This is a genomic window from Sphingosinicella sp. BN140058 (genome assembly GCF_004135585.1).
GTDB lineage: Bacteria > Pseudomonadota > Alphaproteobacteria > Sphingomonadales > Sphingomonadaceae > Allosphingosinicella.
The window spans coordinates 5,004,704-5,030,385 of the sequence record NZ_CP035501.1 but is presented as its reverse complement, the minus strand read 5'-3'; the positions used below and the strand labels follow the sequence as shown (position 1 = coordinate 5,030,385).

Sequence of the window (25,682 nt, the reverse complement as noted above, 5' to 3'; positions counted from 1 at the left end):
CTCGACACTAGAGCATGATCGTTCATGCTGGTTCGACCGCAGCGTCGCCTCAGCCGATCCGGGTCCAGGTCTGAGTCTTGCACAAGAACTTGCCGATCAGGCAGCCCTTGCCGGTGATCGAGGTGGCGCTGTTCGCGGTCATGCTGCCCGAGAAGGTGCGGCCCATGTCGGGAACGAACACCTGCCCGGTCCAGACGCCGGGGCGCACCTGCTTGAACTGGCGGAACAGCTGGGTGCCGACCAGCTTCTGGGTTCCGGCCGCACGCGCCTTGGCCTCGGCCTTGGGCGTCGCCCAGACCACCGTGCCGCAAACGGTGGTGCCGCACGGCTGCATGCGCACATGCACGTTGTTCTTGGGGTTGCGCCACACGCCCGTCGCCTCAATCGGGGCGGCCGCCTCGGCTATACCGGAAATGCTGGAAATCGCTGCCGCCGCGGCGGCCAAAGCGACGTACGCCTTACGCACTGTCTCTCTCCTGATGGAAGCTGAAGGTGATTGAAGGCCGCTGCGGCCGGACATCCGGATCAAAGATGGACAATCATTACGTTCAGTCAATACTGAACGACGCACTTCGGGCCTGTCTCAAGGACTTGGCGCGGTTCGGATGCTGTTGGCGAGTCGCCGCGCCGACGTCGCAAGCGCATGCTGAAACTCTGAGAAGGCACCCAGGCGGCGGCGCGCGCCCGCGGAGGGCTGGTCGAGGTCCGCGACGATCTTTTCGGTCATGCGCGCAGCTTTGTCGGCACGATCCGCCATCTTGTACAAAAGGCAGACATAAGGCGCATCCACCATACGGAAATAGTCCTGCCGCTCGCCGGCGACGCTCGCCCGCTCGATGACACCCATCTGGGCGAGCAACCGCGTGTTCGTGCTGACGCTGGCCCGGCTGATCTTCAATCGATCGGCGAGCGCGGCGAAACTGAACGGACCTCCCTCCAGGATGAAGAGGCCCAGGATCCGGCTGGCAATCCGCGGCAGCCCGTCGGCTTCGAAGTGCAGGCCCATGCACTCGACATAATCCTCAGCCGCCTTGCCCGCTTCATTGGTCATGCCGACTAGATAAGCGTTCAGTTCGTTCAATCAAGGCTGAACAGATTGACCGCCGGCGATCGTTCCTCGTCCGGAGTTTCCTTCCCCCGGGACTACAATCGTGCAAGGCCGGGACAGGCCCATGCCGGATCACGAAAGACGCTCGCCTGCGAGCGCCTCTCGTTATACAAGGGGGCATGAACCAAGCGACCAACCCGGACCGTCAGGCGATCGTCGACCAGGCGCTCGAGCATCTTCGTCAGGCGATCGAGCTGTGCGACGCGATCGGGGAAACCGTTCCCGCCTGCCATCTGCAGATGGGATTGGACATGCTGCAGGGCTATGAGGCGGCGCACGTCGGCAGGCCTCTCGCCGCGGGACGGGCCCACTGAGCGCGGCACACGCCTTGAACGGGGCCGGCCATCGTCCGCGGTTGCACCGGGCGACACCTGCTTCGTATCGAATCGACAACCCAAATGCCTTCGGAATTCTCGCGGTGAATGATCCTACGCTCTTGCTGTCGGAAGGGCAGAAGAACTGCCTGCGGCTGGTTGCGAAGGGCATGTCGTCCAAAGAGATCGCGAAGGAAACCGGCCTCACTCCGCAGACGGTCGACACCTACGTCAAGGCATCCATCTCCCGCCTCGGAGCGGCGAACCGGCGCGAGGCGGCGCGCGCCCTGGTCGCCTGGGAGCAAGGCGGCGCCGGAGAGCCGGTCCCGGCGGTCGAAGCTGAACTGGTGTCCAATGCGGGCGAGCAATCCTCTGCTGAATCCTGGTCGCGCTGGCTCGGCCTGCCTCCACTCGGCGGGCGTGAGAATAATCTGAGTTGGACGCAAAAGACGGTACAGGCGCTTCAGGTCGCGATCGTTGCCGCGGCCACCCTGATCGCGATCGCTCTGGCCATGGCGGGAATGCTCAAGACCTTCAGCTGATCTCCGGTTCTCGCGACGGTCGCGCGCTGCGGGACCATCTGCCTCGTTGCCCATGGCGCTAACTTTGAAGGTGTCCGCCGGGATGATCCGGTGGCTCAATCTCCCAGCACGAGAACCGAACCCGCCAGCCCTACACGGCGCACCGACCGCGCGGTCTCCAATTTCGCGTCCAGCCCTGGGTTACGGTGACGACCAGCGCGGCGCACGGTTTCTGGTGCTCAGGCCCGAAAATCCTAACTTTTCCGGCATATCCCAACAATTGGGATCACCATTGCGGCGGGTTGCCGGGATCGTCCCCGAGCGGCGATGAAGGACCCAACGGCACGAGATGCCTTGCGGTGCAAGCCTTCTCGTGTCGGTGTCGTACCGGCATCGATGGTCCAGGGCCGAACAGATTCTGTAACGAGTCCGGTTCCAAGCGCCCAGGCCCAGCGAAGCCGTCCGAGCCACCCAAAGCCGCCGCCGCGGCATGAGGAGATGACCATGTTCAATTTTCGTCCGGGTGCAGGCGCCGTCGTCGCCGCCGATTCCAAGAATGCCGTCGCCGCGGTCGACGACGCCCTGTTGAACAGCGTACGCATGTATGCGTCGATCATCGAAGCGACGACCAGATCGGATCTTCCGGCCAACCAGAGCCAGAAGTTGCTTGCATCGATGACCGAGAGCCTCAATTCGGTGGTAAAGGGCCGTGGCGAGATGGTTGCCACGATCCGCCACCTCGCCGCGATCAAGGCACAGAGCAACTTCGCTCCCGATAATTATGGCTGTCCCGAAGGCTGGGATGTGCTGGCTGGGGCCGCCCCGGCGGGCGAGAAGCGGCAGATTGCCAAACTCGAGCCCACCCGGGCTTGACCGGTCTGAGCCCCGCGTGATCCTGGCGTCCTATGCTCATCGGTCTCCTCTTCTGGCTGCTCGCCGGTCTGTCGTGCGGCTATGCCATCGTCTTCGGTGGCAAGGACGGCCGATGGGCAGCGTTCCTGATCATTGCGGCGGCCTTGATGACGATCCCGGCCGCGCGCGTCGGCCGGGCGTGGGGGAGCACGGAGATGGCGATCTTCGCAGTGGATTCCGTGCTTCTCTTTGGATTCTACGGCCTGATGCTGGCCAGCCGAAGATTCTGGCCCATTTGGATTACCGGCTTTCACCTGATCGCCGTGGCCACGCATTTCAGTACGATGCTCGCGCCCGCCTTCACCCCTGCAATCTACCGAGCGCTCGAGAGCATGTGGGCCATACCCATTCAGCTCACCCTTCTGCTCGGCGTCGAACTCGATCGTCGTGCCGCCAAGCGGCCGCTGTCCCCCTGAATTGATGTCTCCGGAGAATATGATGAAGAAGCTCCTGCCCCTGGCCGAGGCCCCGCCGATGGAGCGCCGTGCGGAACGGCCGCCACCGTTCGGCAGCGTGCCGGAACGCGCACGCGGCCAGTTGCGCCTGGTCAACGGCACCGGCGTTCCGGAGGATCCGCGCGACATCGAATATGGCGAGATCGCGCGCCACTATCTGCGCGCCCGTCGGCAGCGCGAAGCCCGGCTGTCCGCCCAGTTGTTCGCAGATCCGGTCTGGGACACGATGCTGCATCTGTTCGCCGCCCGCACCGAGGGCAAGGCGATCACGGTGACCGATGCCTGCGCGGCCGCCTGCGTGCCGCCGACGACTGCGCTGCGCTGGTTCACCAAGATGGAGGAAACCGGGCTTCTCAATCGCCGGCTCGACCCGCGGGATGCGCGCCGCGCCTATCTCGAACTCACGCCCGACGCGATGGATGAAATCCGAAGCTGGCTGCAGCACACCTTCCTCAACGGTCCGCACCTGCGCTGAGCGGGCGCGGCGCCAATGCCTGCTCCGCCCGCACCGGGTGGAGCGGGATCCCGCCTTGCTCCAGCGCATTCAGGTTGGCGATCGTCGTCTCGGCGATCGCACGCAGCGCCTCCTCCGTGAAGAAGGCCTGGTGACCGGTGATCAGCACGTTCGGGAACGTGAGCAGCCGCGCAAACGCATCATCCTGGAGCACCTGACCCGAAAGATCCTCGAAGAACAGGTCGCCCTCCTCCTCGTAGACGTCGAGCCCCAGATAACCGATCCGGCCGCACTTCAGCCCGTCGATGACGGCGGCGGTATCGATCACCGCGCCGCGGCTGGTGTTGATCAGCATCACCCCCGGCTTCATCGTTGCGATCGCGGCGGCATCGATCGCATGCCGCGTCTGCGGGGTCAGCGGGCAATGCAGGCTGACGATGTCCGCACACGCAAGCAGATCGGCCAGCGGCACGTAGCGCCCGCCGATCCGCTCCAGTTCCGCTGACGGAAACGGGTCGCTTGCCAGGATGGTGCAGCCGAACCCGGCGAGGATCCGCGCCAGAGCCAGGCCGATCTTGCCGGTGCCGACGATGCCGGCGGTGCGGCCGTGCAAATCGAAACCGAGCAGGCCGTCCAATTCGAAATTGCCTTCTCGGACGCGCGCATAGGCGCGATGGATCTTGCGATTGAGCGAGAGGATCAACGCCGCCGCATGTTCTGCCACCGCATGCGGCGAGTAAGCGGGCACGCGCCCGACGGGCATGCCCAGCTCTCCGGCTGCGACGAGATCGACATTGTTGTAGCCGGCGCTGCGCAACACGATGCCGCGAACCCGCAGCGCGTGGAGCGCAGCCAGAACCGGGCGATCGACGACGTCGTTGACGAACGCGCAGACCGCGTCGCTGCCGGCAGCCAGCGAGACCGTATCAGGCCCGAGATGCGGCTCCAGGAACACCAGTTCGTGGCCGGCGCCGGCGGCGGCATTGGCCGCCTCCAGGTGGACGCGGTCGTACCTTTTCGTGCTGAACACCGAAACACGCATCGCCTCGACTCCGAACCTTCAAATGCCGGCTTCCACGGCGAGCCGAACGGCATCCGCCGACGACCGGGCGCCGAGCTGCGACAGCAAGGCGGCGCGATGCATCTTCACCGTCTTCTCGGAAATGCCGAGTTCATAGGCAATCTGCTTGTTGAGCAGCCCGCTCGCCATCAGCCGTAGAACTTCCTGCTGACGCGGCGTGAGCTTCGCGACATGATCCCGCGCGCGAACGGTGCGGGGATCGAGCCCCTGCGCCTCCGGCACTTCCATCTGCGATCCGATATAATAGCGGACGCTGCCGTCCCCTGCGAAGATCGGCGCGACCATGACGGCGTTCCGAAAGGCGGTGCCGTCCTTGCGATAGTTGAGCAGCTCGACCAGCACCGGGCGCGCGGCATGCACGGCCTCGCGCAACGCGACGGTACCCTCGTCCTCGCTGTCGACGCCGCGGAGGAACCGGCAATTGCGGCCGATTACCTCCGCTGCCGAATAGCCGGTCAGGCGTTCGAACGCGTCATTGATGCCGATGATCGGATTGTCGGCCTGCCGCGCATCCGTCACCACCGTCGCGATTGCGCTGCGGTGGATCGATTCGAGCAAAGCCTCGTGTTCGTCTTCTCCTGACATTGCGCCGAACATAGGCGCTGCGGCGCGCACGAAAAGGCAGATTTTGCGCAGCGTCTGCAGGAGGAACCATCGCGCAACTCCGCGCGATTAGCTGCCATGCCCCGGCCGGGGCATGGCCCATCCCTTCAGGAGCATCGATGGACACGCATTCCGCCGATCAGGATCTGCTGCAACTTCTCGCGGCGCTCGATGCCCGCGGCTATCGCTTCACCACGGTCACGCCCGCGACCCATGCACGATTGCTCGCCCGCGACGGCGATCACCCGGCGCGCACGCTCCGCGACGTCTTCGGCTGGAACCGCTGGTTCGATCCCGCGCTGCTGCCGAGCGACATCCTCGATCCGCTTCGTCGGGCCGGGGCGGTCGACTCGCGCGACGGACGCTTGAAGAGCAAGCTCAGAGTCGCCGCGATCGGCGACTCCCTGTTCCTTCATTCCGCCTTTCCGACCGAGGCTGCCGATTCCGTCTTCTTCGGCCCCGACACCTACCGGTTCGCCCGCCTGATCGAACAGGAGCTGCGCGGCGGCCCTCTTTATGCCGACATCGTCGACATCGGTGCCGGCTCCGGCGCCGGTGGGCTGATCGCGCGCCATGTCCTTCCCGCAGCGCGGCTGATCATGACCGACATCAATCCCGAGGCGCTGCGGCTGGCGCGGGTCAACGCGGCCCATCTCGGCATCGCGGTCGACCAGATCGAGGCGCCGGGTCTGGAGGGCGTCGATGGGCCGATCGACCTCGTTCTCGCCAACCCACCTTATGTCATGGACACGGCCGAACGCGCCTATCGCGACGGCGGCGACATGCACGGCGCCGCATTGTCGCTCGAATGGGCGCTGTCGGCCGCGGAGCGGTTGCGCCCCGGTGGCAAGATGCTGCTCTACACGGGCGTTGCGATCGTCGATGGCGAAGACGCTTTCGAGGCTGCCCTGCGCAGGGCGCTGCCTGAGCACGGCTGCACCCTGCGCTACAGCGAGATCGATCCGGACATCTTCGGGGAGGAGCTGGACGAGCCGCCTTATGCCGAGGTCGAGCGGATCGCCGCCGTCGCGGCGATCATCGAACGGGGCTGAAACTCAGGCGAGTGCGGGTGCAGCCTGCGCTCCTTCGTCGACGTCGGCGTCCGTCTCGGCGGCAACGCCCGCGTCCAGGCGGCGTTCGTCGGCCTCGAGCTGATCGGCCTGCGCCGGAAAGATGCCGAACCGCGCCGCGACATCGGGCGCGAAGCGCAGGAGATCGGGACGCAGTTTGAGCAGGCTGATGTCCTTTGCCTTGCCTTCCATCATGACGTCGAAATCCAGGCCTTCGGCGATGCGCATGAAGGTCGCGAACTCGAATGGATTGGTGAAATCGGCATGGCCGGTCCAGATCGGCGGCAGCAGCACGGTTTTCACCCGGCTGGTCGCCTTCACCGCGCCTCTGGTGGCACCCGCGCCCTTTCCGCCGCGTGCCGCGGCCGCCCGCTCGGCATCCTTCACCTTGCGCTTGACCTCGCGAAGCTCGGTACGCGGCGAGGAGAAATGGATCTTGGGCCGAACCCCGTCGGGCCAGCTGCGCAGGAACGCCTCCAGCGTCGGGCGGAGTTCGAGCCGCTCCGGATTGAGGCACCAGAAATGCTGGTGATCGAAGACCAGCCGGACTCCGGTGCGCTCGTGGATCCAGAGCACGTCCGCCGCGGAGAAGCGGATGTCGTCATTTTCGAGCACCAGGCGCTTGCGGACATGCTCCGGACAGGCGTTCCAGCCCTCGATCCAGCGCGCGCGGCTCTCCTCGTGATTGCCGTAGACGCCGCCGACATGGGTGACGAGCACCGCCTCGGGGCCCATGCCCATCCGGTCCAGGATCTCGGCCTGCGACGCGAGATCCCAAACGCTCTTGCCGGTGAGCTTCGGATCGGCGCTGTTGAGCAGCACATATTGCGAAGGGTGGAAGGACAGGCGGATGTCGAGCGCCCTTGCCTTCGCGCCGATCTGGGCGAGTTCCGAGTCGCTCTCCGCCACCATGTCATGGAATTGGGGCATGTCGGGATGGGTGGCATAGGGCGCGAGATCCGAGCTCAGCCGGTACATGTCGATCTTCACTTCGGCGAGATAGTCGAGGATCGAATCGACATATTCGAGCGAGGTCTTGAGGTGCGGATCTTTCTGCCAGCGCCGCGTGTCGTTGCTCTTGAGATCGGGCCGGCCCATCACCTTGACCGGAAAGCCGAGCCGGAGCGGCCTGCTGTACATGTTCATGATTCCACTTGCTCCTCGGGAAAGCCGAGCTTCGAGATGAATTCGTTCCAGACCGGATGCGGCAGTGCGCCGCCGGTCGCCTGACGATGGCCGTTGCCATAGTGGCCGTCGGCCCCCTTGGGCCGATGCGCGTCGAGAAAGGCGATGAGGTCGCGGCCGCTGGCGCTACGCGCGGCGAAGTGGACCCAACCGGGGCGGTACCCTCCGTTGGCGGCGATGACGATCCGGTCGCGCAGCCGTCCCCGCCATTGCTGCGCGATCAGGGGATGAATCTGGCAAGGGGAATCGAACCGGATCAAAGCCACCTCTCCGCGCACGTTCGGCGGGACGCGGCGGGCGCTCTCCAGTTCGCAGGCGACCTCCGCCTTGGCGGCATGAAGGCGCGCGGTGTCGGCGTGCACGCCCGAAAGCAGTTCCTTCGGGCTGTCGCACGTGAGCAGGAGTGAGAGCGCCGGACCGGCATCTGCGGCCGCGGTGCGGCGCGGCGCATTGATCAGGGCCACGGCATTGCGCAAAGCGGTCTTGCCGTAGCGCGCCTGAGCTTCGGCGAGTTCGGGGAAGCCGGCATCGACGGCCATGTCGCCGATCAGACCGATCGCTGCCAGCCACAGCAGATCCTCCGCCGGTGCAAGCCCGGACGCGCACCAATAGGCGATCAGGGCGCTGGTCGGCTCGGGTTCGACGCCGTTGCCGCTGAGCACCAGTGCTCCGTCGGGCGCGCCCGTCGGCACATGATGATCGACGAGGATGGTCGGGACTCCGGCCAGCAGAGCACCGGAGCGAACGCCGAGATCGGCGACGATCAATCCACCGGGTCGCCGGGCGGCGAGCTCCGCGCGCATGGCGTCCGACCAGGCATTCTCGCCCTTGCCGACGATCCGGGTTTCCGCCGGGCGGCCCGCCCGCTCCATCGCCCGGGCGATGAGCGCGATCGAGGCAAGGCCGTCGGCATCGAAATGGCCGAGGATCAGCGGCGCTCGCTCTCTCGGAAAGCCATCCACCGCATTCGCAAAGGCGCGCCCGATCGCTTCGGCATCTCTGGTACGCATCTCGGCCACGGCGGATGAACGGCGGAGCGCGGCATCGGTGCCGCTGCTGGTCTAAAGCCTGTAGGGAGCAACCCGGCCCGCCGGCCGTTCGCCGACCGACCATCCACGACTGGCGCCATGGAGACACCAATGCGAGATCCCGCGACGCGCGGCTTCACCCTCAACCAGACGATGCTGCGCATCCGCGATCCGGAGCCTTCGCTGAACTTCTACACGCGCGTGCTCGGCATGACCTTGCTGCAGCGCCTCGACTTCGAGGAGATGCGCTTCTCGCTCTTCTTCCTCGCCTTCCTCGGAGAGGAAGAGAGTGTCCCCGACGATCCGGCCGATCGTGCACGCTTCATCTTCTCGCGCGAGACGACGCTGGAGCTCACCCACAATTGGGGCACGGAAAGCGACCCCGGCTTCAGCGGCTATCACAATGGCAATGCCGAACCGCGCGGCTTTGGCCATCTCGGCATCAGCGTTCCCGACGTCGCCGCCGCCTGCGCCCGTTTCGAGGCGCTCGGCGTTCCGTTCGTGAAACGCCCCAACGAGGGCAAGATGAAGGGGATCGCGTTCATCAGCGACCCGGACGGCTATTGGATCGAGATTCTCTCGCCCGATGGAATGCGCGGAACGGTCGCGGCACAAGCGGAAAGGATTACGGCATGAAGGTCGTCAGGCTGGAGGCTCCGGGCGGTCTGGATCGGCTTCGGATCGTCGATGAGGAAGAGCCGGGCGCACCAGGCCCGGGCGAGATCCGGGTGCGGCTGCGGGCGAGCTCACTCAACTATCACGATTACGGCGTGGTGAGCGGACGCATGCGGGCTGCGGACGGGCGAATCCCGATGTCGGATGGTGCCGGCACGGTCGAGGCCGTCGGCACCGGGGTGACCGAATTCACGGCCGGCGACGCCGTCGTCTCCTGCTTCTTCCCGACCTGGCTGGAGGGGCCCCCGACCGTTCCGGATTTCTCGACCACTCCGGGCGACGGCCTCGACGGCTACGCACGCGAGTCCGTGGTCAGACCCGCGACATGGTTCACGCCGGCACCAAAGGGCTACAGCCACTGCGAAGCGGCAACGCTCACCACCGCAGGCCTCACCGCCTGGCGCGCCTTGGTGGTCAATGGCGGGCTAAAGGCCGGCGACACCGTCCTCGTCCTGGGCACCGGCGGCGTGTCGATCTTCGCGCTGCAGCTTGCCAAGGCAATGGGGGCGCGCGTGATCGCGACCTCCTCGTCCGACGCCAAGCTCGAGCGCCTCCGGGCGCTCGGCGCCGACCATGCGATCAACTATCGCAGCAATCCCGATTGGGGCGCCGAAGCCTTCCGATGGAGCGGCGGCGTCGATCATGTCGTCGAGGTCGGCGGTCCCGGCACCCTGCCCCAGTCGATCGCCGCAGTCCGCCTCGGCGGCCATATCGCGCTGATCGGGGTGCTGACGGGCGCGAGCGGCGACGTGCCCACCGCCTTTCTGATGGCCAAGCAGGCAAGGTTACAGGGACTGATCGTCGGCAGCCGGCGCGACCAGATCGACTTCGTCCGGGCGCTCGACGCGACCGGCCTCAAGCCGGTGGTGGATCGCAGCTTCGAACTGGGTGCGATCGCCGACGCCTTTCGGCATCAGGAAAAAGGTGCGCATTTCGGCAAGATCTGTCTCGACATCTGAACGCGGCTTAGTGCTTCGTTCACGCTCCGGCCTTACGCTGCGCGGCTATGCAGAAGTCGCTCCTGTTCGTGATCGCACTCGGCATCGGCATCGGCTTCCTGGTGCCGACCGACGACCGCGCCGCGCCGCTGGCGCGGGAGACCGCGGCGCCGAAAGCCGATGCAGCGCCGACGCCTGCCGCCGTGCGGGAGACGGTGCTCGAGCGCAGCGACGGCGGTCACTTCTACGCCAATGTCGAGGTTAACGGACAGCTGGTCCGCTTTCTCGTCGACACCGGCGCGACCGGCGTCGCGCTGGCCGAAAAGGATGCCGCGCGCATCGGCATCCCCTTCTCGCGCTCCGAATATGAGGTCGTCGGAATGGGCGCCTCCGGGCCGGTCCAGGGCAAGAGGGTGACGCTCGCCAGCGTTCGCCTCGACGGCAAGGAAGCACGCGGGGTATCGGGCGTGATCCTCGGCGGCGGCGACATGTCCCTGCTCGGCCAGGCCTATCTCGGCCGTTACTCGGTCGAGATGCGCGGCGACCGGATGCGGATCTACTGACCCCAGGGCTATTGATCCCAAGGCGATTGGCTTTGCACGCGCGCGCGCCTATTCAGCGTCGAAGCCAAGGAGACATGACATGGCCAAGGGTCAAGTGAAGAGCAACAAGGAAGCCCGTAAGCCCAAGAAGGAGGTCAAGAAGACCATCGCCGCAAATCCGTCGACCAAGGGCAAGCTGGCGAGCGACTGATGGCCAAGGAGGATTTCGTCCGCCATCGGCAGCCGTGGAAGAGCGAGGAACTCGCCAAGCTGCGCACGCTCGCCGCCAAGGGCATGGGCCTCAAGGCGATCGCCAAGGCTCTGACCCGGAGCGAGGAATCGGTCCAGGAACGCGCCAAGACCGACGGCATCGGGATCGCCAAGCTTCGCTAGCTCGAACGCGCCCGACGGGCGCTGATCAGCGGCCGCCTATCCGTTCCTTGATCGCGAACGCCTCCCGGGTCCAGTTGCGCCCGGGAAGGCCGCTGTGCCGGGTGTCGATGCCGTTGCGCTCGACCAAGGGATAGAGTTCCGTCTCCTCGCGCGTCATCCGCGCCCGCATGGTCTGGAGCAGATCCAAGGTCTGCGTGCGATACGTGTCCCACTCCCCCGAGACCCGCTCCGGCGTCCAGCTCTTCGCATGATCGGCATAGGGGCCGAAGCTGGTGACCAGATCGTCCTGAAATGCCTCGGCGATGCGCCTGACGTGCGCGCGAGGATCGTCGCGCAAGGCGGCGTAGAGATGCCGCTCCTCCAGCGCGAGATGCTGCATCATCGTGCTGCCGAGAGCCCAGCGGGCGGCGGCGAGCGACTCAGGATCGGGCACATCGGCCGACACGAGCAACGCCTCCAGGCAATCCGCGCATGCGCGCAGGCGGGCATGGTCCGCCAGCATCCTCTCGATCATGTCCAGGCCCTCTCCAAGCCTCTGTTTGGATCAGGCTATGCCAAGGAGATTAACAATTCGCAGCGCCGGAACCTGCGGCTGGGCGGAGCGCTTCAGCGGCAAAGGAGACTGACATGGCCAATCTACTCGGCGCTCTGATCGGCGCTGCCATCGACCGGGGCGACGGCGACAGCGGCATCAAGGGCGCGATCGTCGGCAGCGTCGCGGAAGGCGCCATTCGCGTCCTTGCACCGGTGGTGGCGACCTACGCGCTCGGCTGGGCGGTGCAATATGGCGTGCGCAAGGCATGGCATGCCGTTGCCGGCGAAGATCCCGTCGACAGCGAATCCGGGAGCTTGCGGGCGCGCAGCGCCTGAGCAGCCGGGCTCCCCTTGCCCCTGTCCACGCGGGGTTTGTTGACCGTCCGGAACGAAACCGTCGCGTCCCGGTTCTTCCCGCAACATCCACCCTCCCCGGCTTCGGCCCACGAAAGGCGCTGACATGATCTGGACCCTGATCGGTATTCTCATTCTGCTGTGGATCCTGGGCTTCGCGTTCCAGATCGGCGGCGGCTTGATCCATGCGTTGCTGGTGATCGCGTTGATCGTATTCATCGTGCAGTTGATCACCGGCCGCCGCAGGCTCTGACCGACCCAATCGACGATCCAAGAGAAGGGCGGAGGCGCAGATTGCGCCCCCGCCCTTTCGTTCATGTGCGACTTCGCCTCAATTGTTCGGAGTCGGCGGCTTCTTGACCACACCGCCGGCCCACTCGATCTCCGCCGAGTCCGGCACCGGCGCGTCCGGTACCGTGCCAATCGACGCTGATTGCGCCACTTGCTCCTCGGGTCCAGCGTCGTCGCCGCCGCCCTGGACGCCGCCAATCTCCTCGGTGATGGACTGGTCGAGATCATCTTTGCTGCGTTCGTCGGTCATTCTCGTCTCCTTCATCGGCCCGCCAACGCACGAAGCGGCCGAGCGTCGCACGCGCGCCTGCCCCGGCGTTGCCGGCCGAGCGGCGGCATGAGAAAGTCGCAACAATGACCAGCACGGCTCCCGCACCCTGTCAGCTTCCATCTTCGACGGAGGCCCGCACGCCCAGCATTCGCATCGCCGCGGCGCTGATCGATGACGATGACGGGCGGCTTTTGCTCGTGCGCAAGGCCGGCACCGGAGTCTTCATGCAGGCCGGCGGGAAGATCGAACCGGGCGAGACTGCGGTTGCGGCGCTTCGCCGCGAGTTGCTCGAGGAGATCGGCTTTGCCCTGGCCGATGCTGATCCGGCCTATCTGGGACGCTTGGTTGCGCCAGCCGCCAACGAGCCGGGATGCCTGGTGGAGGCCGAGCTCTTCCACATCCGCGCATCGTTCGCGCCGGAGGTGAGCGCGGAAATCGCCGAGGCTGGCTGGTTCGCACGGGACGAAGCGATCACCTTGCCGCTTGCGCCGCTGACGCGGGACCGGGTGCTACCGCTCGCAGCAACCCTGGCGGGGCAGTATCGATGACGAGGGACACGAACTGCGCCGTCGCCGCCGCCCTGCAGAGCGCAGGGCGGCCGACACGCGTCAGCTGGTCGAGAACTGGCCCGGCTCGGCGCCGAAATGCGCCTTGGCGTGCGCCCGCGCCGCAGCCGCGGTCTTGAAACGCTCGTCCTGCAGGATCGACGTTACCAGCGGATAATTTTGCGAATTGTAGCGCGTCTCACGCACTGTCAGGCGAAAGTCGCCGCTGTCGTCTTTGGCGATACAGAAAGGACGTTGGGCGGTTCTGGACATGCTGGGCTCCTGTGCTGCAGTGAAAGTCAGACGACGCGTGGCGCCGTCCGGTGAATATCAGCCGATCGTCTCGGAAACGATCCTGCGCAGATCGTCTGTCGAGAGAATAGGCGCGGGGCGTTCCGAGGGAGGCGGTGCCGTGCCGCCGAAGAGGAGGCCGAGCTTGGGCCGTTCGGGCCGTTGATTGTGGTTGTTCATGCGTTCCTCGGGCGATCGCCCGTTTCCATTGTTGTAGGCCAACGTCTCACCGGAGCGCGCGATCCTCGCGCCGCCGCGGAGCCTGCGATCAGGCCCGTTCGAGACCGGTCGCAATCGTGCGGCCCTTGCCGTCCGCATCGAGGGCGTAGCTGATCCTTTGATTCTTGTTCAGGCCGGGAAGCCCTGCGGCCTCGACCGCCTTGATGTGCACGAAGGCATCGGGCCCGCCGGCATCATTCGAAACGAAGCCGAAGCCCCGATCGTAATTGAAGAACTTGACGGTGCCGATGGCCATGTCCGTCCCCTTTCGCGATGTGATAACCGCGCGCCTGCGGCGCGGCGGAGCCAGAAGCGTGAAAGGAAGAAGGGGCTCTCGATCGGAGCCGACAAATTCCGTCGCAGGCGACGTTAGCAACAGCTAAGTAGGGGCTACCGGCCTAAAAAGCAACGGCATGGGGAAGTTTCAAGTGGCGCGTGCGCGACGATGTGCACAGGATTGCTCGGAAGGAGTCGGCAGAATGCGGCGATCCACACGTGCGACGATCATTTCCGCAGCGCTTTCATGGGCCGTCCCCGTCGCGGCTTCCGCGCCCGCGCCGGCCTCGCCGATGGAGCGCGAGCTCCTCGCCTTTGCCGACCGCTTCGACCGCGCGCAACTGACCAAGGACCGCGCGGCGCTGGAGACGATGGTCGCCGACGATCTCGTGTTCGTCGAAGGCAGCGGGCGACGCAGTGGAAAGGCCGCGTTCATCCTTGGCTGGATGGGCCCCGACGAGCGCTACGATCCGATCGTACTCGTCGATCGGGTGGTGGTGCCGCTCGGGCCCGACGCCGGAATCGTCGGCGCCGAGACGATCCTGCGCGGAGTCTCCGCCGGCAAGCCTTTCTCCAGCCACTTCCGCTTTGCCGACACGTTCAAGCGGGTCCGTGGACGCTGGCAGGTGGTGCACATCCAGGTGACCAGGATACCAGCCCCGCCCAACGAGTAAGCGACGGGGGCACGAACTCAGGCCGACGGCTTACTCTGGAACACCCTGTGTGTAGTCGATCCGGATCCGCACCCAGGCGCCGACCAGGGTCCGGCCGCCGACCCGCGGCGGCATCACCCGGAACTGCCAGGCCGCCTGGCGGACCGCACCGGCAAGGCCCGATCCTGCAGGCGACTGTTCCAATTCCTCGCAATCGTCGACCCGGTAGTTCGCGATCGTCCGGCAGGCGATCATCCCGAATCCGGTCGCTGCCCTCAGCCCCTTGGGAAAGTATGCCGAGAGTTCTGCCCGAGTCGGCTTGCGCTGCCACTGGGCCGGGAACAGGCGTTCCTTGCCGGGAATGCTGCCGCCTTCCAGCGCCGCCGGCGCGCCGCTGTCGCCGGTGGCGAGGTGGGTCCCGGCGGAGGGAGCGCCCTTGGGAAGCTGGGCGAGGTCGAATTTCTCCATCCCCTCCATCAGCTTGAACGAATAGCCTTCCGGCACGGCCGGCGGATTGGCGGGCGCAGGCGCCTTCGGCGGCACCGGCGCCGGCGGCTTCTGCGCGCCGGCGGCGGGCTCCGGCGTCGGCTTGTCGCGCGGCTGCGGGTTTGGCGAAGGGATCGGATCGTTCGGCAGCAGCCTGACCTCGATCGCACCTTTCCTGGGCTCCAGGATCCGCATCGCCGGCGGTGCCATCTGCCACAGCAACAGGAGCAGCAGGGCGTGCAGCCCAACCACCAGAAACATGGAGACTGCACGGCGACGGTGCACGGCAGGATCGAGGGACGCGGGAGTCATTCGGGGCACGCTTATGGCGTCGGCCCGCCGGCGACAATCGACACTGTCCGCACCTCTCGCTCCCTCGCCCGGGCGCACCCGTCGCCGCGCGCCGAGGCTGGCGGCGCTGCGGTGCACACAGGATGAACGCCCATATGGGTCAAGCGAGACGGTCGAGCCAGTCCGGCAATTCGGCGAGGCTGGCGAGCGCGCGGTAGCGCGGATGATCGACGGGCGCTTCGGCCGCTTCGTGCGCCCAGACAAGTTCGAACGGCACGAACGCCGCATAGGCGCCGGCATCGAGTGCCGGCAGGATATCGGAGCGCATCGAATTGCCCGCCATCACCGCCTGCTCTGGAAAAGCGCGGTAACGCCTGAAGATCCGCCGGTAGGTTTCCGTTTCCTTCTCGCTGACGATCTCGACCCCTTCGAACAGGTCGCCGATACCGGAGGCGGCCAATTTCGCCTCCTGATGGTGCAGGTCACCCTTGGTCACCAGGATCAGTCGGCCACGCTCCGCAAGCTGCGGCAGCGCATCCTCGACGCCCGGCAGCATCTCGATCGGATGAACCAGCTGGTCGCGGCCGAGCGCCAGGATGTCTCGCATCGTCGCCGCGGGCAGATCATCGCCTGCAATCTCGGCCGCGACCTCCATCATCGACAGAATGAAGCCTTTGACTCCATAGCCGTAGACCGACAGGTTGCGATGCTCGACCCTGTCGAGATGCGCCTGCACCTTCTCAGGCGACGCGAACGGCGCAAGCAGGCCGGAGAAATCGCCGAAGGTGCGGCGAAAATAGGTTTCATTGTGCCAGAGAGTGTCGTCGGCATCGAGACAGATGAGAGTGATCGGCACGGACCTTCCTTTTCCGCGCCCGCATAATCCGGCGGGCGTCGAGACGCCAGCCGGGACGCGGGCCGGAGCACGCGGTCCGCGCCCTCGAGTTGCGGTCCATTACGGTAGAAAGCTTCCGTTTACCGGCCTATGATACCGGTATCACCAATCTTCCCAGGATGTTGTGAGCGTGTCGGTACCAGCCTTGATCCCTGCAGAGTTGGAGCGCTTCACCGTGTCGCCGCCCTGGGCTCGCGAGCAGCAGGACGAGGCTCGCCGCGCCAAGGCGCTCCTGGAGCTGCGCCGGCGGACCGCCGCCGCGAAATAGTTTTTGGGTCGGGCACCGCAGCGGTCGCCCACGGATGCTCTCCCTGCAGTTCCGCCACCGTCAGCACCTTCGGCGCCGCGCCCAGCTTGATCGCGAGTCCGCCCGTGCGGCGGAGGAAGACGGCATCGGCCTTCAGCCAGCGCGGCACGCACGTGACCGGTAGCCGGCGATCGGAGACGACGATATCGGCTGCGGCGCAGGCGCGCTGCAGCGGCTCGAAGTCGACCATATTGGGTGAGCGGGTGGCGAGAATCCGCCATCGCGTGCCGTCCGCCTCGACCTCGGCCGCGCACAGATCGGCGCTGCATTGCGCCGCCGGCAACATGTCGAGTTCGATCGGCTCCGACTTTATCCCCGCATTTTCCGATAAGGTATCGCGCACGTAATCGCCCGCTTTCGGCCGAAGAATGGCCAGGTCGCCGCGTGCGGTTCGGATCGCGAGATGGGTGCCGTCGCCGGTGACGAGGAGATCGGGCGGCGGCGTCGCCACCGTCCAGACCAGGCCTGCCACGAGCGGCGGGATGCCGAACAGCCGCCACCGGGTCCGCCACAGCAACAGCCACAGCCCGCCCGCCGTGATCAGGCCGAACGCACCCCGCGGCATGCCGGGCAGCATGGCGACGGCGCCTGGTGCACCGGCGGTGGCATGGGCGAGCCAGAGCAGGAAGCCGAGCGCCTTGCCGGCGAGCCACCAGCAGGGCGCGCCGAGGCCGGCGAGATCGAGGAGCAGAGCGAGACCCTCGATCGGCATCACCACGAAGGTGGTGAGCGGGATCGCGACGATGTTGGCGAACGCGCCGTAGATCCCGGCCTGGTGGAAATGGAACAAGGCGATCGGCGTGAGAGCGAGTTCCACCGCCAGGCCGGTGAGGATCAGTCCCAGAAGAAAGCGGCCGGCTTTCACCGGCAGCGCCTCGTCCCGACGCTCCAGCAGCGCGCGGATCCTCGGGTGATCGAGAATCACGACGATCGCCGCGATCGCCGCGAAGCTCAACTGGAAGGAGGCGCCGACGACGCTCTCCGGCCACAACAGCAGCACGATCAGCGCGCCGACGGCGACGAGCCGCAGGGTCAGCGCCTCTCGGCCGAGCGCGATGCCGAGCAGGATCAGCACCGCCGCGACACAGGATCGGATCGTCGGCACCTCGGCACCGGTGAACAAGGTGTAGGCGATCCCGGCGAGCGCCCCGACGCCGGCGGCGATCACGACGAGGCGGAAGCGGAGCGCAAGCGTCGGGCTGAGCGCGAGCAGCTTGAGGGTGAGCAGCATCACCGCGCCGACCACGGCGGTGAGATGGAGCCCGCTCACCGACAGCAGGTGGGCGAGCCCGGATCGCCGCATCGCCTCCGCGTCCTCCTCCGGAATGCCGGCCTGATCGCCGGTCGCGAGCGCCGCGGCGATGCCCCCTTCCCCGCCCCCGAGCCGGCTGCGGATGTGATCGGCCATGCCCTGCCGAGCGTTGGCGAGACGGGCGCGCCAGCTGCGCTCGGTCGGCGCCGCGATCAAGGTGACGTCGAGACCGCGCGCCGTGGCGCCAACCCCCTGGAACCAGGCCGCGCGCGAGAAATCATAGGCGCCGGGCACCGCCGGTGGCGGCGGCGGCATCAGCCAGGCGCGCACCGACACCCTGGCGCCCGGCTCCAGTGCCTTCGACGCCTTCTTGTCGTCGAGATTGATCCGGATCCGGCGCGGCAAGGATGGGTCCGCCGGCCGGACGACAAAGCGAACCATCTCCTCGGCAGGCATGGACTGGGCGGTGTCGATCACGGCTTCGAAGGTCATGACCTTCTCGCGGTGAAACACCGGTCCGGCGACTCGCTCCGCCTTCCACCAGATGTTGGCGCAGCCGATCAGAGCCGCCAGGAAGAAGATCGCAACCGCCCGCGCCCAGCGGCTGCCGGGCGCCAGCGCGGGCGGCGCGAGAATGCCGGCCAGAGCCATTGCCAGGAACGCCGTCCAGCCGCTCGCATCGGGAAGAACGAACCAGGCTGCCGATCCGAAACCGAGCCCGACCGGCACCCACAAGGGCAGCTGATCGCGTTCCCGATCGGCAAGCGCCTCCAGCCGCACCCGCCATCCGCCCGCCTCGCGCGGCGTCCCACGCCGGTGCAGGAGTCCCGCAAGGCGCTCGCCCAAGCCCCTTTGTGGCGGCGAAGCCGCTATGCTAGGGGCGCATCCGTCACTGGCGGCCATGGCCGCATCCTTGGAGAAACGGCGCTTGAGCGCAACCCAATCCCCGCGCGAGGTCGTCACCCGCTTCGCGCCGTCGCCGACCGGCTTCCTGCATATCGGCGGCGCCCGCACCGCCTTGTTCAACTGGCTGTTCGCCCGCCATCACGGCGGCCGCTTCCTGCTGCGGATCGAGGACACCGACAAGGCGCGATCGACCAAGCCGGCGATCGACGCGATCCTGGAAGGCATGCGCTGGCTCGAGCTCGATTGGGATGGGCACGAATATTATCAGTCGCAATTCTGGGCGCGCCACGCGGAAGTGGCGGAGCAATTGCTCGCCCGCGGCCACGCCTATCGCTGCTACATGACTCAGGAGGAGCTCGCCGCGGCGCGCGAAGAAGCGACTCGCGAGCGCCGGCCGTTCCGGATCAACAGCCCGTGGCGGGACTGCGCGCCGGATGCGGCACGCCCGGACGCTCCGTTCGTCATCCGGCTCAAGGCCCCGCGGACCGGCGAGACGGTGATCGACGACAAGGTCCAGGGCGTCGTCCGCGTGCAGAACGAAGAGCTGGACGATTTCATCCTGCTGCGCTCCGACGGATCGCCGACCTACATGCTCGCTGTGGTCGTCGACGATCACGACATGGGCGTCACCCACGTCATCCGCGGCGACGACCATCTCAACAACGCCTTCCGCCAGCTCGCCATCATCAAGGGCATGGACTGGCCGGAGCCCGTCTACGCCCACGTGCCGCTGATCCACGGCCAGGACGGCGCCAAGATGTCGAAGCGCCACGGCGCCACCGGCGTGATGGACTATCACGAGATGGGCTTCCTGCCCGAAGCGGTCGCCAACTACCTGCTGCGCCTCGGCTGGGGCCATGGCGACGAGGAGATCATCGGCCGCGAAGACGCGATCCGCTGGTTCGATCTCGACAATGTCGGCCGCTCGCCGTCCCGCTTCGACACCAAGAAGCTCGAGAATTTGAACGGTCATTACATCCGGGAGGCCTCCGATGGCCGGCTTGCCGGGCTGATCGCGCCCCGGATCGAGCAGATGCTGGACGCTCGACTCGACACGGCAGAGATTGCGCTGCTCGCCAAGGCGATGCCCGAGCTCAAGCCGCGTGCCAAAAACCTCAACGAACTCGCGGAAGGCGCAACCTTCCTTTATCGCGAGCGTCCTCTCGATCTGGACGACAAGGCCGCGCAGCTGCTCGGCGGCGACGCGCCACGATTGCTGGCCCGTATTCATGCGGGCCTCTACGCGCTTGACGAGTGGAGCACCGAGGCGACAGAGGCCGTCATACGAAGCGTGGCCGAAACGGCCGAGGTCAAGCTCGGCCAGGTCGCGCAGCCGCTTCGAGCGGCACTTACCGGCCGGGCGACCTCGCCCGGCATATTCGATGTTCTGGTGCTGCTCGGCCGGGAGGAAAGCCTCGCCCGGATTGCGGACCGGATGAAGACCGACGGAGAATAATATGGCGAACGACCAGGCCACTCTCGATCTCGGCGGCAAGAATGTCGCCATGCCCGTGCGACAAGGCACGGTCGGCCCCGACGTCATCGATATCCGCAAGCTCTATGGCCAGACCGGCGCGTTCACCTACGATCCGGGCTTCACCTCGACAGCGGCGTGCGAAAGCGCGATTACCTATATCGACGGCGATCAGGGCATCCTGCTCCACCGCGGCTACCCGATCGATCAGCTCGCGGAAAATTCGAGCTTCCTCGAAGTCGCCTATCTGCTGCTCAACGAAGAGCTGCCGACCAAGGACGAGCTCGACAAGTTCGGCTACACCATCTCGCGCCACACCATGCTGCACGAGCAGCTGGCGACCTTCTATCGCGGTTTTCGGCGCGACGCTCACCCGATGGCGATCATGTGCGGCGTGGTCGGTGCGCTGTCGGCTTTCTATCATGATTCGACCGACATCACCGATCCCAAGCAGCGGATGATCGCAAGCCACCGGCTGATCGCCAAGATGCCGACGATCGCGGCGATGGCGTACAAATATTCGGTCGGCCAGCCGTTCATGTACCCGCTGAACGAGCTGTCCTACACGGGCAACTTCCTGCGGATGACGTTCGGCGTTCCGGCCGAGACCTATGAGGTCAATCCGATCGTCGAGCGGGCGATGGAGCGGATCTTCATCCTCCATGCCGATCACGAGCAGAACGCGTCGACCTCCACCGTACGCCTGGCCGGCTCGTCCGGGGCTAATCCGTTCGCCTGCATCGCGGCCGGCATCGCCTGCCTGTGGGGCCCGGCGCATGGCGGCGCCAACGAGGCCGCACTCAACATGCTGCGCGAGATCGGCCGGGTCGACCGCATCCCGGAATTCATCGCCCGCGCCAAGGACAAGGAGGATCCGTTCCGCCTGATGGGCTTTGGCCACCGCGTGTACAAGAATTTCGATCCGCGCGCGAAGGTGATGAAGGCGACCGCCGAAGAGGTGCTCAACGAACTGGGCGTCACCGATCCGATCTTCGACGTCGCTCGCGAACTGGAGCAGATTGCGCTCAAGGACGAGTATTTCATCGAGAAGAAGCTCTACCCGAACGTCGATTTCTATTCGGGCGTGATCCTGTCGGCGATCGGTTTCCCGACGTCGATGTTCACCGCGCTCTTCGCCCTCGCCCGCACCGTCGGCTGGGTGGCGCAGTGGAACGAGATGATCTCGGATCCCGAGCAGAAGATCGGCCGTCCGCGCCAGCTTTACACCGGCTCGGCGCAGCGCGACTATGTGGCGATCGACCAGCGCTGAACCCGGCGCTTCTGACTGAAAAAGAGAGGCGGACGCCCCAATCGGGGCGCCCGCCTTTTCTTTCCGACGGGTGGGAACGGCCACCATCACAACCTGTAACATTAGACACCCTTTGCCTCAGGCCGCGGCATCCGGCTGAAACGCTGGAGCCGCACAAGCCCTTCCATCGAGCGGCGCTTCGCCGCAGAGGAAAGAGGACGACACGATGTTCCTGGCCGCCGCTCTTGCGATCGCCGCCGCCGCTCCGGCCGAGCCGTCGCTCGCCGAGGTTCGCGCCGCCACCGAGCGCTTCAAGGACGTCAAGGTCGCGCTCGCCGAAGGCTATGTCGCCGATCCCAGCAATACCTGCCACGTCGCCAGCCACATGGGCCGTCCGGCAGAGCTCGGAGGCATGGGCATCCATTATTTCCGGCCCGATCTGCTTGCCATCGACAGCCCGCCGGCGGCGCGGATCAGCGGCAGCGCCATCCACACCGATTTTCGCAAGCCCGCGATCCTCATCTACGAGCCGAATGCGGAGGGCGTGCCAGAACTGATCGCCGTCGAGAACGTCGTCTTCGAGAAAGCCTGGACTGCCGCCGGCAACGCCAAGGCGCCGACCTTCCAGGGCGTCGCCTGGGACCACATGGTCGACGATCCGACAACCGCGATCGACGAGGCACATGGGTTCGAGCCGCACTACGATCTCCACGTCTGGCTGTTCCGCCCGAACCCGGCGGGAATGTTCAAGCCGTTCAATCCGGCAGTGACCTGCGCGCACGCCAGGCCGGCGCACATGGCACATGCCGCAGCGGCCGCGCCGGAAGCTGGAGCGGACCACAAAGGACATTGATTTTCGAGTTACCACCCGTCGTCGACGGTGTGGGCGGGAGTGAGGCGGAGCCAGCCGGTGTTTGCGGCGCCTAGCCTCGTCAGCCGACAGGACAGCGCCAAGCCCCCCCTCTCGCAAGCACCGGGGACGCAAGGCCTCGCTCCCGCACCCTTGATGTTGCCGCCGTGCGATCGGGCGGCGGAGCGCATGGAGAAATGGCGCGGCGGAAGCCGACGCCGAAGCCGGCACAAGGGAGGGGATGATGGGCGACGATAGCGCGATCCTGATCGGGGCGCCGCTCGTCTTCACCGCGATCGGGATCGCCCTCGCGGCAGCGCTCAAGACGGTGCGGAAGCGCGCCGATCTCCCGACGGAACCGATCCTGCTGTGTCTGGCCGCCGGGGTCGTCGTGACGATCGTCCAGCTGCTCGAGATGCGGTGGTAGGCCCCCAAAGTAAAAGCCCCAGCCGTTTCCGGCCGGGGCTTGGTCGGTAGTCACTCGGGGGGGGGGGGGGGGGGAGTGTGACTACCAGCGGGGGGGGTACAGGCAGAACGGCCACACCCGTATGGGGTTCCGCGAAAAATCCGCCGCGCGACGATTTTCTTGGATCAGACTGGCAGCAGGACGGTACAACGATGCGGAGCCACGCCGGTGTTGCCGACAAAACGAAGCGCCCCGGAAGGCTCCGGAGCGCTTCGCCGACAGTCCGCCATTCGGGCGACCATCTCCCGTCCCCGGAGACTATATACACGTATTTCCATGGCTTTGGGAGTCGTGTCCAACATGTGCGAAGGCGGGACGGCCAATCGCCGAGGCATCCCGCCGCAGCCGGAAGTCTAATTCAGATCAGGCATCTAACGTCAGCCGTCGTGACGGATCGGAAGCGTGAAGCTGAAACGTGCACCCTGCCCCGGCGCGCTGTCGACGCCGAGATCTCCGCCCATCGCCCGAGCGAGTCGCCGCGCAATGTAGAGGCCGAGCCCGGTTCCGCCCGGTTCCGAGGGATCGACCCGCTCGAACTTTTCGAACACGCGGCCTTGATCCTCCGGCGCAATTCCCCTGCCCTGGTCTGCAACGACCAGAATGGCGAGGTCGCCCTCGCGATCGGTGCGCACCCAGACGCTGCCACCCTCCGGTGTATAGCGGATCGCATTGGTGAGCAGGTTCATGACGATCTGAAGAGCGCGCTTGAACTCGCCGGTGGCGGGCAGCGCATCGACGCCCTCCGGGCCGTCGATGCGGACGCGGCGTTCCGCGGCGCGAACCGAAAGCAGGCCGGCCGCACGACGGGCGACATCAGCAAGATCGATCTCCTCCCGCTCCGGCGCGAAATCGCTACGCTCGATCGCCTGCAGGTCGACGAGGTCGTCGACCAGCGCAAGCAGATGGCGCCCGGCGGCGGCGATATCCTCGGCATAGCCCGCATAATCGGTGCGCAACGGTCCTTCCGGTTGCGCGCCGATCGTTTCCGCATTGCGAATGATGTCGGCGAGCGGCGTGCGCAGGGCCTTGTCCAGCCGTTCGGAGAAAGCGCCAGTGTCGCTGGCTTGCATCTCGGACTCCAGAGCATGCGGCGGCGCCGCCTCGCCGAAGAGGGTCGCAGAACCGCGAAAGCCGGAGAAGCGTCCAGCGCCGTCGATCAGGGGCACGCCGGCCAGACGGTATAGGGCTGCATCACCCCCCCGCAGCTGTGCCACCTGAGCATCGAACCGGGATTGCTCCGCCAAAGCGGCGAGCAGCGGCAAGTCTCCGGCTGGCCCCTCCTCCAACCGGAACAATCTGGTGAGCGGCTGGCCCAGCAATTGTGCGGTCGACTGGCCGGACGCGGCGGCCGCAGCCGGCGAAACCGCGCTCAGCCGCAGGGCGACGTCCGTCTCCCACATCCAGTCGGCGGCGGCGCGCAGGAAGTCCGCCTGGCGCTCAGCCTCCGCACTCGGCGCGGGAGCACGCGGCGGACGCTCGGCCCAACCGGACAGCGCGAGATCGACGCCGCCGTCGTCGGCCGGCACCGCGCGGACCCAAAGATCGATGTCGGTGTCGCCATTCGCCGCCACCGCCGCCCGCGAGATTGTGATGCCGAGCCGCCGCGCCAGCCGCGCCAGAGCGGCGATCTGGGGCACTGCGAACGGCCCGCCCGCATCGCCGCCGGCATCGCGCTGCAGCGCCAGCAGGCGCGGATCGGCGGCGACCAGTCGGCCCTCCGCGTCGACCCGGCCGTGCACCAGGCTCATGATAACCTCGCCACGGCATCGCGGTAGCCGGCATCGGCACGCCACAAGGCGAGCAGGCTTTGCGCCTGCGCCTGGCTCGATCCGTCATAAGTATCCAGCTGAGGCACGAGCGCCACTTCGTCACGAGTGAGGGCGAACAGGATAGCACCGGCGGGCTCGCGCGCCACGCCTGCGGCGCGCAATAAAAAGGCCATGCCGCGGCCGTCGCGGGCCGACATGATCTCCCACACCGCGGAACAGTCGAGGCCGGTACGCACCGACAGAATGGCCAGGAACAGCGACAGACCGGATTCAGAGAGCGCCCGCGCGGCGACCATGTCGTCGAGCTTGCCGGCGTCGCGGAGTGCGCGGGCGAGCCGGAGACTGTGCGAATCGAGCGTGTCGCCTTCGTCATAGGCAGCGAGCAGGCCGCGCCCGGCCGATGCGAGCACCTCGTCGGCCTGGCCGGGCTCGACCCCATGCTGCCCGACGATGTACCGGCGCAGCGCCGCCGCCACCGTCCAGACCAGCTGATGCTCGAGCTCGGCGGAGAGATCCGATCGGATCAGGATCGGCTCGTGGAAAGGATCGAAGCGGCCGCTTTGCGCGATCAACAAGGCCATCGCCTCCCCGGCGACGATCGAATCCGAATCGCCTGCGAGATCGATCAGCAGCGCATTGTCGCCGCCGCCGCCGCCGCCGCCGCCGCGGTGCAGCCTGTGTTCCTCGGCGCGCCGGAGCAGAGCGGTGACCAGCAGCGGATCCTCCGCCGCGCCGCTCTTGGCCAGGATCGGCCCGGCAATGTCGAGCCGGGCGGACGAAAGCGCCGCCCGCAGGGTTTCGTCGTCGAAGGCTTCGGCGATCATCGACCGCAATTCGTCCTCGATCGTGCGCAACAATTTGGGAAGCAGGGTGGCAAGCGTCGCCCGCTGGCGCTCGGTGAGCCGCAGCGCGGCCGGAATGGCAAGATCCGTGGCCGCGGCGGACACGCGCATGCGTGCGGACGCGAGCAGTTGCGCCGCGCCGTCCAGTTCCATCCCGCTCGGCCGCAAATCGGACATGCCGC

General features: G+C 66.6%; 34 protein-coding genes. 18 read left to right on the top strand and 16 right to left on the bottom strand.

Annotated elements, in window-relative coordinates:
* Positions 1–49 precede the first annotated feature (49 nt).
* Positions 50–466: a DUF2147 domain-containing protein gene (locus tag ETR14_RS22805; RefSeq protein WP_243455647.1), complete on the bottom strand. Its 417-nt coding sequence runs from the start codon at positions 464–466 to the stop codon at positions 50–52.
* Between the two features lie 117 nt (positions 467–583).
* Positions 584–1,051, bottom strand: coding sequence for a GbsR/MarR family transcriptional regulator (locus tag ETR14_RS22800; RefSeq protein ID WP_129389403.1), 468 nt, complete (start codon positions 1,049–1,051; stop codon positions 584–586).
* A 176-nt stretch (positions 1,052–1,227) separates the two neighbouring features.
* On the opposite strand from ETR14_RS22800, the gene ETR14_RS22795 reads away from it, so the two are divergent.
* From ETR14_RS22795 to ETR14_RS22775, 5 genes are all read left to right on the top strand, one after another.
* On the top strand, positions 1,228–1,422 hold the full coding sequence (locus tag ETR14_RS22795; RefSeq protein ID WP_129389400.1) for a hypothetical protein: 195 nt from the start codon (positions 1,228–1,230) through the stop codon (positions 1,420–1,422).
* A 104-nt stretch (positions 1,423–1,526) separates the two neighbouring features.
* Positions 1,527–1,964, top strand: coding sequence for a helix-turn-helix transcriptional regulator (locus ETR14_RS22790; protein ID WP_129389397.1), 438 nt, complete (start codon positions 1,527–1,529; stop codon positions 1,962–1,964).
* A 483-nt stretch (positions 1,965–2,447) separates the two neighbouring features.
* Positions 2,448–2,816, top strand: coding sequence for a hypothetical protein (locus tag ETR14_RS22785; protein ID WP_129389394.1), 369 nt, complete (start codon positions 2,448–2,450; stop codon positions 2,814–2,816).
* A 32-nt stretch (positions 2,817–2,848) separates the two neighbouring features.
* A complete protein-coding gene (locus ETR14_RS22780; protein WP_129389391.1) occupies positions 2,849–3,271 on the top strand; it encodes a hypothetical protein in 423 nt (140 codons plus the stop codon).
* A gap of 19 nt (positions 3,272–3,290) precedes the next feature.
* The gene (locus ETR14_RS22775) at positions 3,291–3,785 is read left to right on the top strand and encodes a hypothetical protein (protein ID WP_129389388.1); all 495 of its coding nucleotides are present in this window, start codon (positions 3,291–3,293) and stop codon (positions 3,783–3,785) included.
* On the opposite strand, the gene ETR14_RS22770 is transcribed toward ETR14_RS22775, so the two are convergent.
* The gene (locus tag ETR14_RS22770; protein WP_129389385.1) at positions 3,763–4,806 is read right to left on the bottom strand and encodes a 2-hydroxyacid dehydrogenase; all 1,044 of its coding nucleotides are present in this window, start codon (positions 4,804–4,806) and stop codon (positions 3,763–3,765) included. The two genes, ETR14_RS22775 and ETR14_RS22770, sit on opposite strands and share 23 nt — an antisense overlap.
* A gap of 18 nt (positions 4,807–4,824) precedes the next feature.
* Positions 4,825–5,430, bottom strand: coding sequence for a LuxR C-terminal-related transcriptional regulator (locus ETR14_RS22765; RefSeq protein WP_129389382.1), 606 nt, complete (start codon positions 5,428–5,430; stop codon positions 4,825–4,827).
* Between the two features lie 137 nt (positions 5,431–5,567).
* Here ETR14_RS22765 and ETR14_RS22760 point away from each other — a divergent pair, with 137 nt between their 5' ends.
* A complete protein-coding gene (locus ETR14_RS22760) occupies positions 5,568–6,500 on the top strand; it encodes a class I SAM-dependent methyltransferase (RefSeq protein WP_129389378.1) in 933 nt (310 codons plus the stop codon).
* Between the two features lie 3 nt (positions 6,501–6,503).
* Here the strand turns inward: ETR14_RS22760 and uvsE are convergent, their stop codons facing one another.
* Positions 6,504–7,664 carry a UV DNA damage repair endonuclease UvsE gene (gene uvsE, locus ETR14_RS22755; RefSeq protein ID WP_243455646.1) on the bottom strand — a complete coding sequence of 387 codons (1,161 nt, stop codon included), beginning with the start codon at positions 7,662–7,664 and terminating at the stop codon, positions 6,504–6,506.
* Positions 7,661–8,713 carry a DHH family phosphoesterase gene (locus tag ETR14_RS22750; protein ID WP_129389375.1) on the bottom strand — a complete coding sequence of 351 codons (1,053 nt, stop codon included), beginning with the start codon at positions 8,711–8,713 and terminating at the stop codon, positions 7,661–7,663. Before ETR14_RS22750 ends, uvsE begins: the two co-directional genes overlap by 4 nt.
* A gap of 129 nt (positions 8,714–8,842) precedes the next feature.
* On the opposite strand from ETR14_RS22750, the gene gloA reads away from it, so the two are divergent.
* The 4 genes from gloA (at position 8,843) to ETR14_RS22730 (ending at position 11,279) form a co-directional block, all read left to right on the top strand.
* Positions 8,843–9,367, top strand: a complete 525-nt coding sequence (gene gloA, locus ETR14_RS22745) for a lactoylglutathione lyase (protein WP_206185901.1) — start codon at positions 8,843–8,845, stop codon at positions 9,365–9,367.
* Positions 9,364–10,365: an NAD(P)-dependent alcohol dehydrogenase gene (locus tag ETR14_RS22740; protein WP_129389369.1), complete on the top strand. Its 1,002-nt coding sequence runs from the start codon at positions 9,364–9,366 to the stop codon at positions 10,363–10,365. Before gloA ends, ETR14_RS22740 begins: the two co-directional genes overlap by 4 nt.
* 47 nt (positions 10,366–10,412) lie before the next feature.
* On the top strand, positions 10,413–10,907 hold the full coding sequence (locus tag ETR14_RS22735) for a TIGR02281 family clan AA aspartic protease (RefSeq protein ID WP_129389366.1): 495 nt from the start codon (positions 10,413–10,415) through the stop codon (positions 10,905–10,907).
* 189 nt (positions 10,908–11,096) lie between these two features.
* Positions 11,097–11,279, top strand: coding sequence for a hypothetical protein (locus ETR14_RS22730; RefSeq protein WP_129389363.1), 183 nt, complete (start codon positions 11,097–11,099; stop codon positions 11,277–11,279).
* Between the two features lie 25 nt (positions 11,280–11,304).
* Here the strand turns inward: ETR14_RS22730 and ETR14_RS22725 are convergent, their stop codons facing one another.
* Positions 11,305–11,793: a hemerythrin domain-containing protein gene (locus ETR14_RS22725; protein ID WP_129389360.1), complete on the bottom strand. Its 489-nt coding sequence runs from the start codon at positions 11,791–11,793 to the stop codon at positions 11,305–11,307.
* A 113-nt stretch (positions 11,794–11,906) separates the two neighbouring features.
* Here ETR14_RS22725 and ETR14_RS22720 point away from each other — a divergent pair, with 113 nt between their 5' ends.
* Positions 11,907–12,149 (top strand): hypothetical protein, encoded by a 243-nt coding sequence (locus ETR14_RS22720; RefSeq protein ID WP_129389357.1) that lies wholly within the window; start codon positions 11,907–11,909, stop codon positions 12,147–12,149.
* Between the two features lie 124 nt (positions 12,150–12,273).
* Complete coding sequence (locus tag ETR14_RS22715; protein WP_129389354.1) at positions 12,274–12,420, top strand: lmo0937 family membrane protein; 147 nt, start codon at positions 12,274–12,276, stop codon at positions 12,418–12,420.
* 78 nt (positions 12,421–12,498) lie between these two features.
* On the opposite strand, the gene ETR14_RS22710 is transcribed toward ETR14_RS22715, so the two are convergent.
* The gene (locus ETR14_RS22710) at positions 12,499–12,708 is read right to left on the bottom strand and encodes a hypothetical protein (protein ID WP_129389352.1); all 210 of its coding nucleotides are present in this window, start codon (positions 12,706–12,708) and stop codon (positions 12,499–12,501) included.
* A gap of 104 nt (positions 12,709–12,812) precedes the next feature.
* Here ETR14_RS22710 and ETR14_RS22705 point away from each other — a divergent pair, with 104 nt between their 5' ends.
* Positions 12,813–13,277: an NUDIX domain-containing protein gene (locus ETR14_RS22705; RefSeq protein ID WP_129389349.1), complete on the top strand. Its 465-nt coding sequence runs from the start codon at positions 12,813–12,815 to the stop codon at positions 13,275–13,277.
* Between the two features lie 60 nt (positions 13,278–13,337).
* On the opposite strand, the gene ETR14_RS22700 is transcribed toward ETR14_RS22705, so the two are convergent.
* The 3 genes from ETR14_RS22700 to ETR14_RS22695 form a co-directional block, all read right to left on the bottom strand.
* On the bottom strand, positions 13,338–13,547 hold the full coding sequence (locus ETR14_RS22700) for a hypothetical protein (RefSeq protein WP_129389347.1): 210 nt from the start codon (positions 13,545–13,547) through the stop codon (positions 13,338–13,340).
* Positions 13,548–13,604: 57 nt separating this feature from the next.
* Complete coding sequence (locus tag ETR14_RS28590) at positions 13,605–13,745, bottom strand: hypothetical protein (RefSeq protein ID WP_165356585.1); 141 nt, start codon at positions 13,743–13,745, stop codon at positions 13,605–13,607.
* Positions 13,746–13,833: 88 nt separating this feature from the next.
* Positions 13,834–14,040, bottom strand: coding sequence for a cold-shock protein (locus ETR14_RS22695; RefSeq protein WP_129389345.1), 207 nt, complete (start codon positions 14,038–14,040; stop codon positions 13,834–13,836).
* Positions 14,041–14,263: 223 nt separating this feature from the next.
* On the opposite strand from ETR14_RS22695, the gene ETR14_RS22690 reads away from it, so the two are divergent.
* Entirely contained in the window at positions 14,264–14,734 is a 471-nt protein-coding gene (locus ETR14_RS22690; RefSeq protein WP_165356584.1) for a nuclear transport factor 2 family protein, read from the top strand.
* Positions 14,735–14,764: 30 nt separating this feature from the next.
* On the opposite strand, the gene ETR14_RS22685 is transcribed toward ETR14_RS22690, so the two are convergent.
* From ETR14_RS22685 to ETR14_RS22675, 3 genes are all read right to left on the bottom strand, one after another.
* Positions 14,765–15,460 (bottom strand): hypothetical protein, encoded by a 696-nt coding sequence (locus tag ETR14_RS22685; RefSeq protein ID WP_129389339.1) that lies wholly within the window; start codon positions 15,458–15,460, stop codon positions 14,765–14,767.
* Between the two features lie 190 nt (positions 15,461–15,650).
* A complete protein-coding gene (locus ETR14_RS22680) occupies positions 15,651–16,346 on the bottom strand; it encodes an HAD family hydrolase (RefSeq protein WP_129389336.1) in 696 nt (231 codons plus the stop codon).
* A gap of 209 nt (positions 16,347–16,555) precedes the next feature.
* On the bottom strand, positions 16,556–18,790 hold the full coding sequence (locus ETR14_RS22675; RefSeq protein ID WP_243455645.1) for a ComEC/Rec2 family competence protein: 2,235 nt from the start codon (positions 18,788–18,790) through the stop codon (positions 16,556–16,558).
* A gap of 55 nt (positions 18,791–18,845) precedes the next feature.
* Between ETR14_RS22675 and gltX the strand changes: the two genes are divergently transcribed.
* From gltX to ETR14_RS22655, 4 genes are all read left to right on the top strand, one after another.
* Positions 18,846–20,306 carry a glutamate--tRNA ligase gene (gene gltX / locus ETR14_RS22670; RefSeq protein WP_243455644.1) on the top strand — a complete coding sequence of 487 codons (1,461 nt, stop codon included), beginning with the start codon at positions 18,846–18,848 and terminating at the stop codon, positions 20,304–20,306.
* A 1-nt stretch (position 20,307) separates the two neighbouring features.
* Positions 20,308–21,594, top strand: a complete 1,287-nt coding sequence (locus ETR14_RS22665; RefSeq protein WP_129389326.1) for a citrate synthase — start codon at positions 20,308–20,310, stop codon at positions 21,592–21,594.
* A 205-nt stretch (positions 21,595–21,799) separates the two neighbouring features.
* Positions 21,800–22,426 (top strand): hypothetical protein, encoded by a 627-nt coding sequence (locus ETR14_RS22660; RefSeq protein WP_206185900.1) that lies wholly within the window; start codon positions 21,800–21,802, stop codon positions 22,424–22,426.
* A gap of 238 nt (positions 22,427–22,664) precedes the next feature.
* The gene (locus ETR14_RS22655) at positions 22,665–22,850 is read left to right on the top strand and encodes a hypothetical protein (protein ID WP_129389323.1); all 186 of its coding nucleotides are present in this window, start codon (positions 22,665–22,667) and stop codon (positions 22,848–22,850) included.
* A gap of 416 nt (positions 22,851–23,266) precedes the next feature.
* Here ETR14_RS22655 and ETR14_RS22650 read toward each other — a convergent pair whose 3' ends face one another.
* Both ETR14_RS22650 and ETR14_RS22645 read right to left on the bottom strand, forming a co-directional pair.
* Positions 23,267–24,637 (bottom strand): HAMP domain-containing sensor histidine kinase, encoded by a 1,371-nt coding sequence (locus ETR14_RS22650; RefSeq protein ID WP_129389320.1) that lies wholly within the window; start codon positions 24,635–24,637, stop codon positions 23,267–23,269.
* The gene (locus ETR14_RS22645) at positions 24,634–25,677 is read right to left on the bottom strand and encodes a DUF2336 domain-containing protein (RefSeq protein ID WP_129389317.1); all 1,044 of its coding nucleotides are present in this window, start codon (positions 25,675–25,677) and stop codon (positions 24,634–24,636) included. The genes ETR14_RS22650 and ETR14_RS22645 overlap by 4 nt, the downstream gene beginning before the upstream one ends.
* Positions 25,678–25,682: the final 5 nt, after the last annotated feature.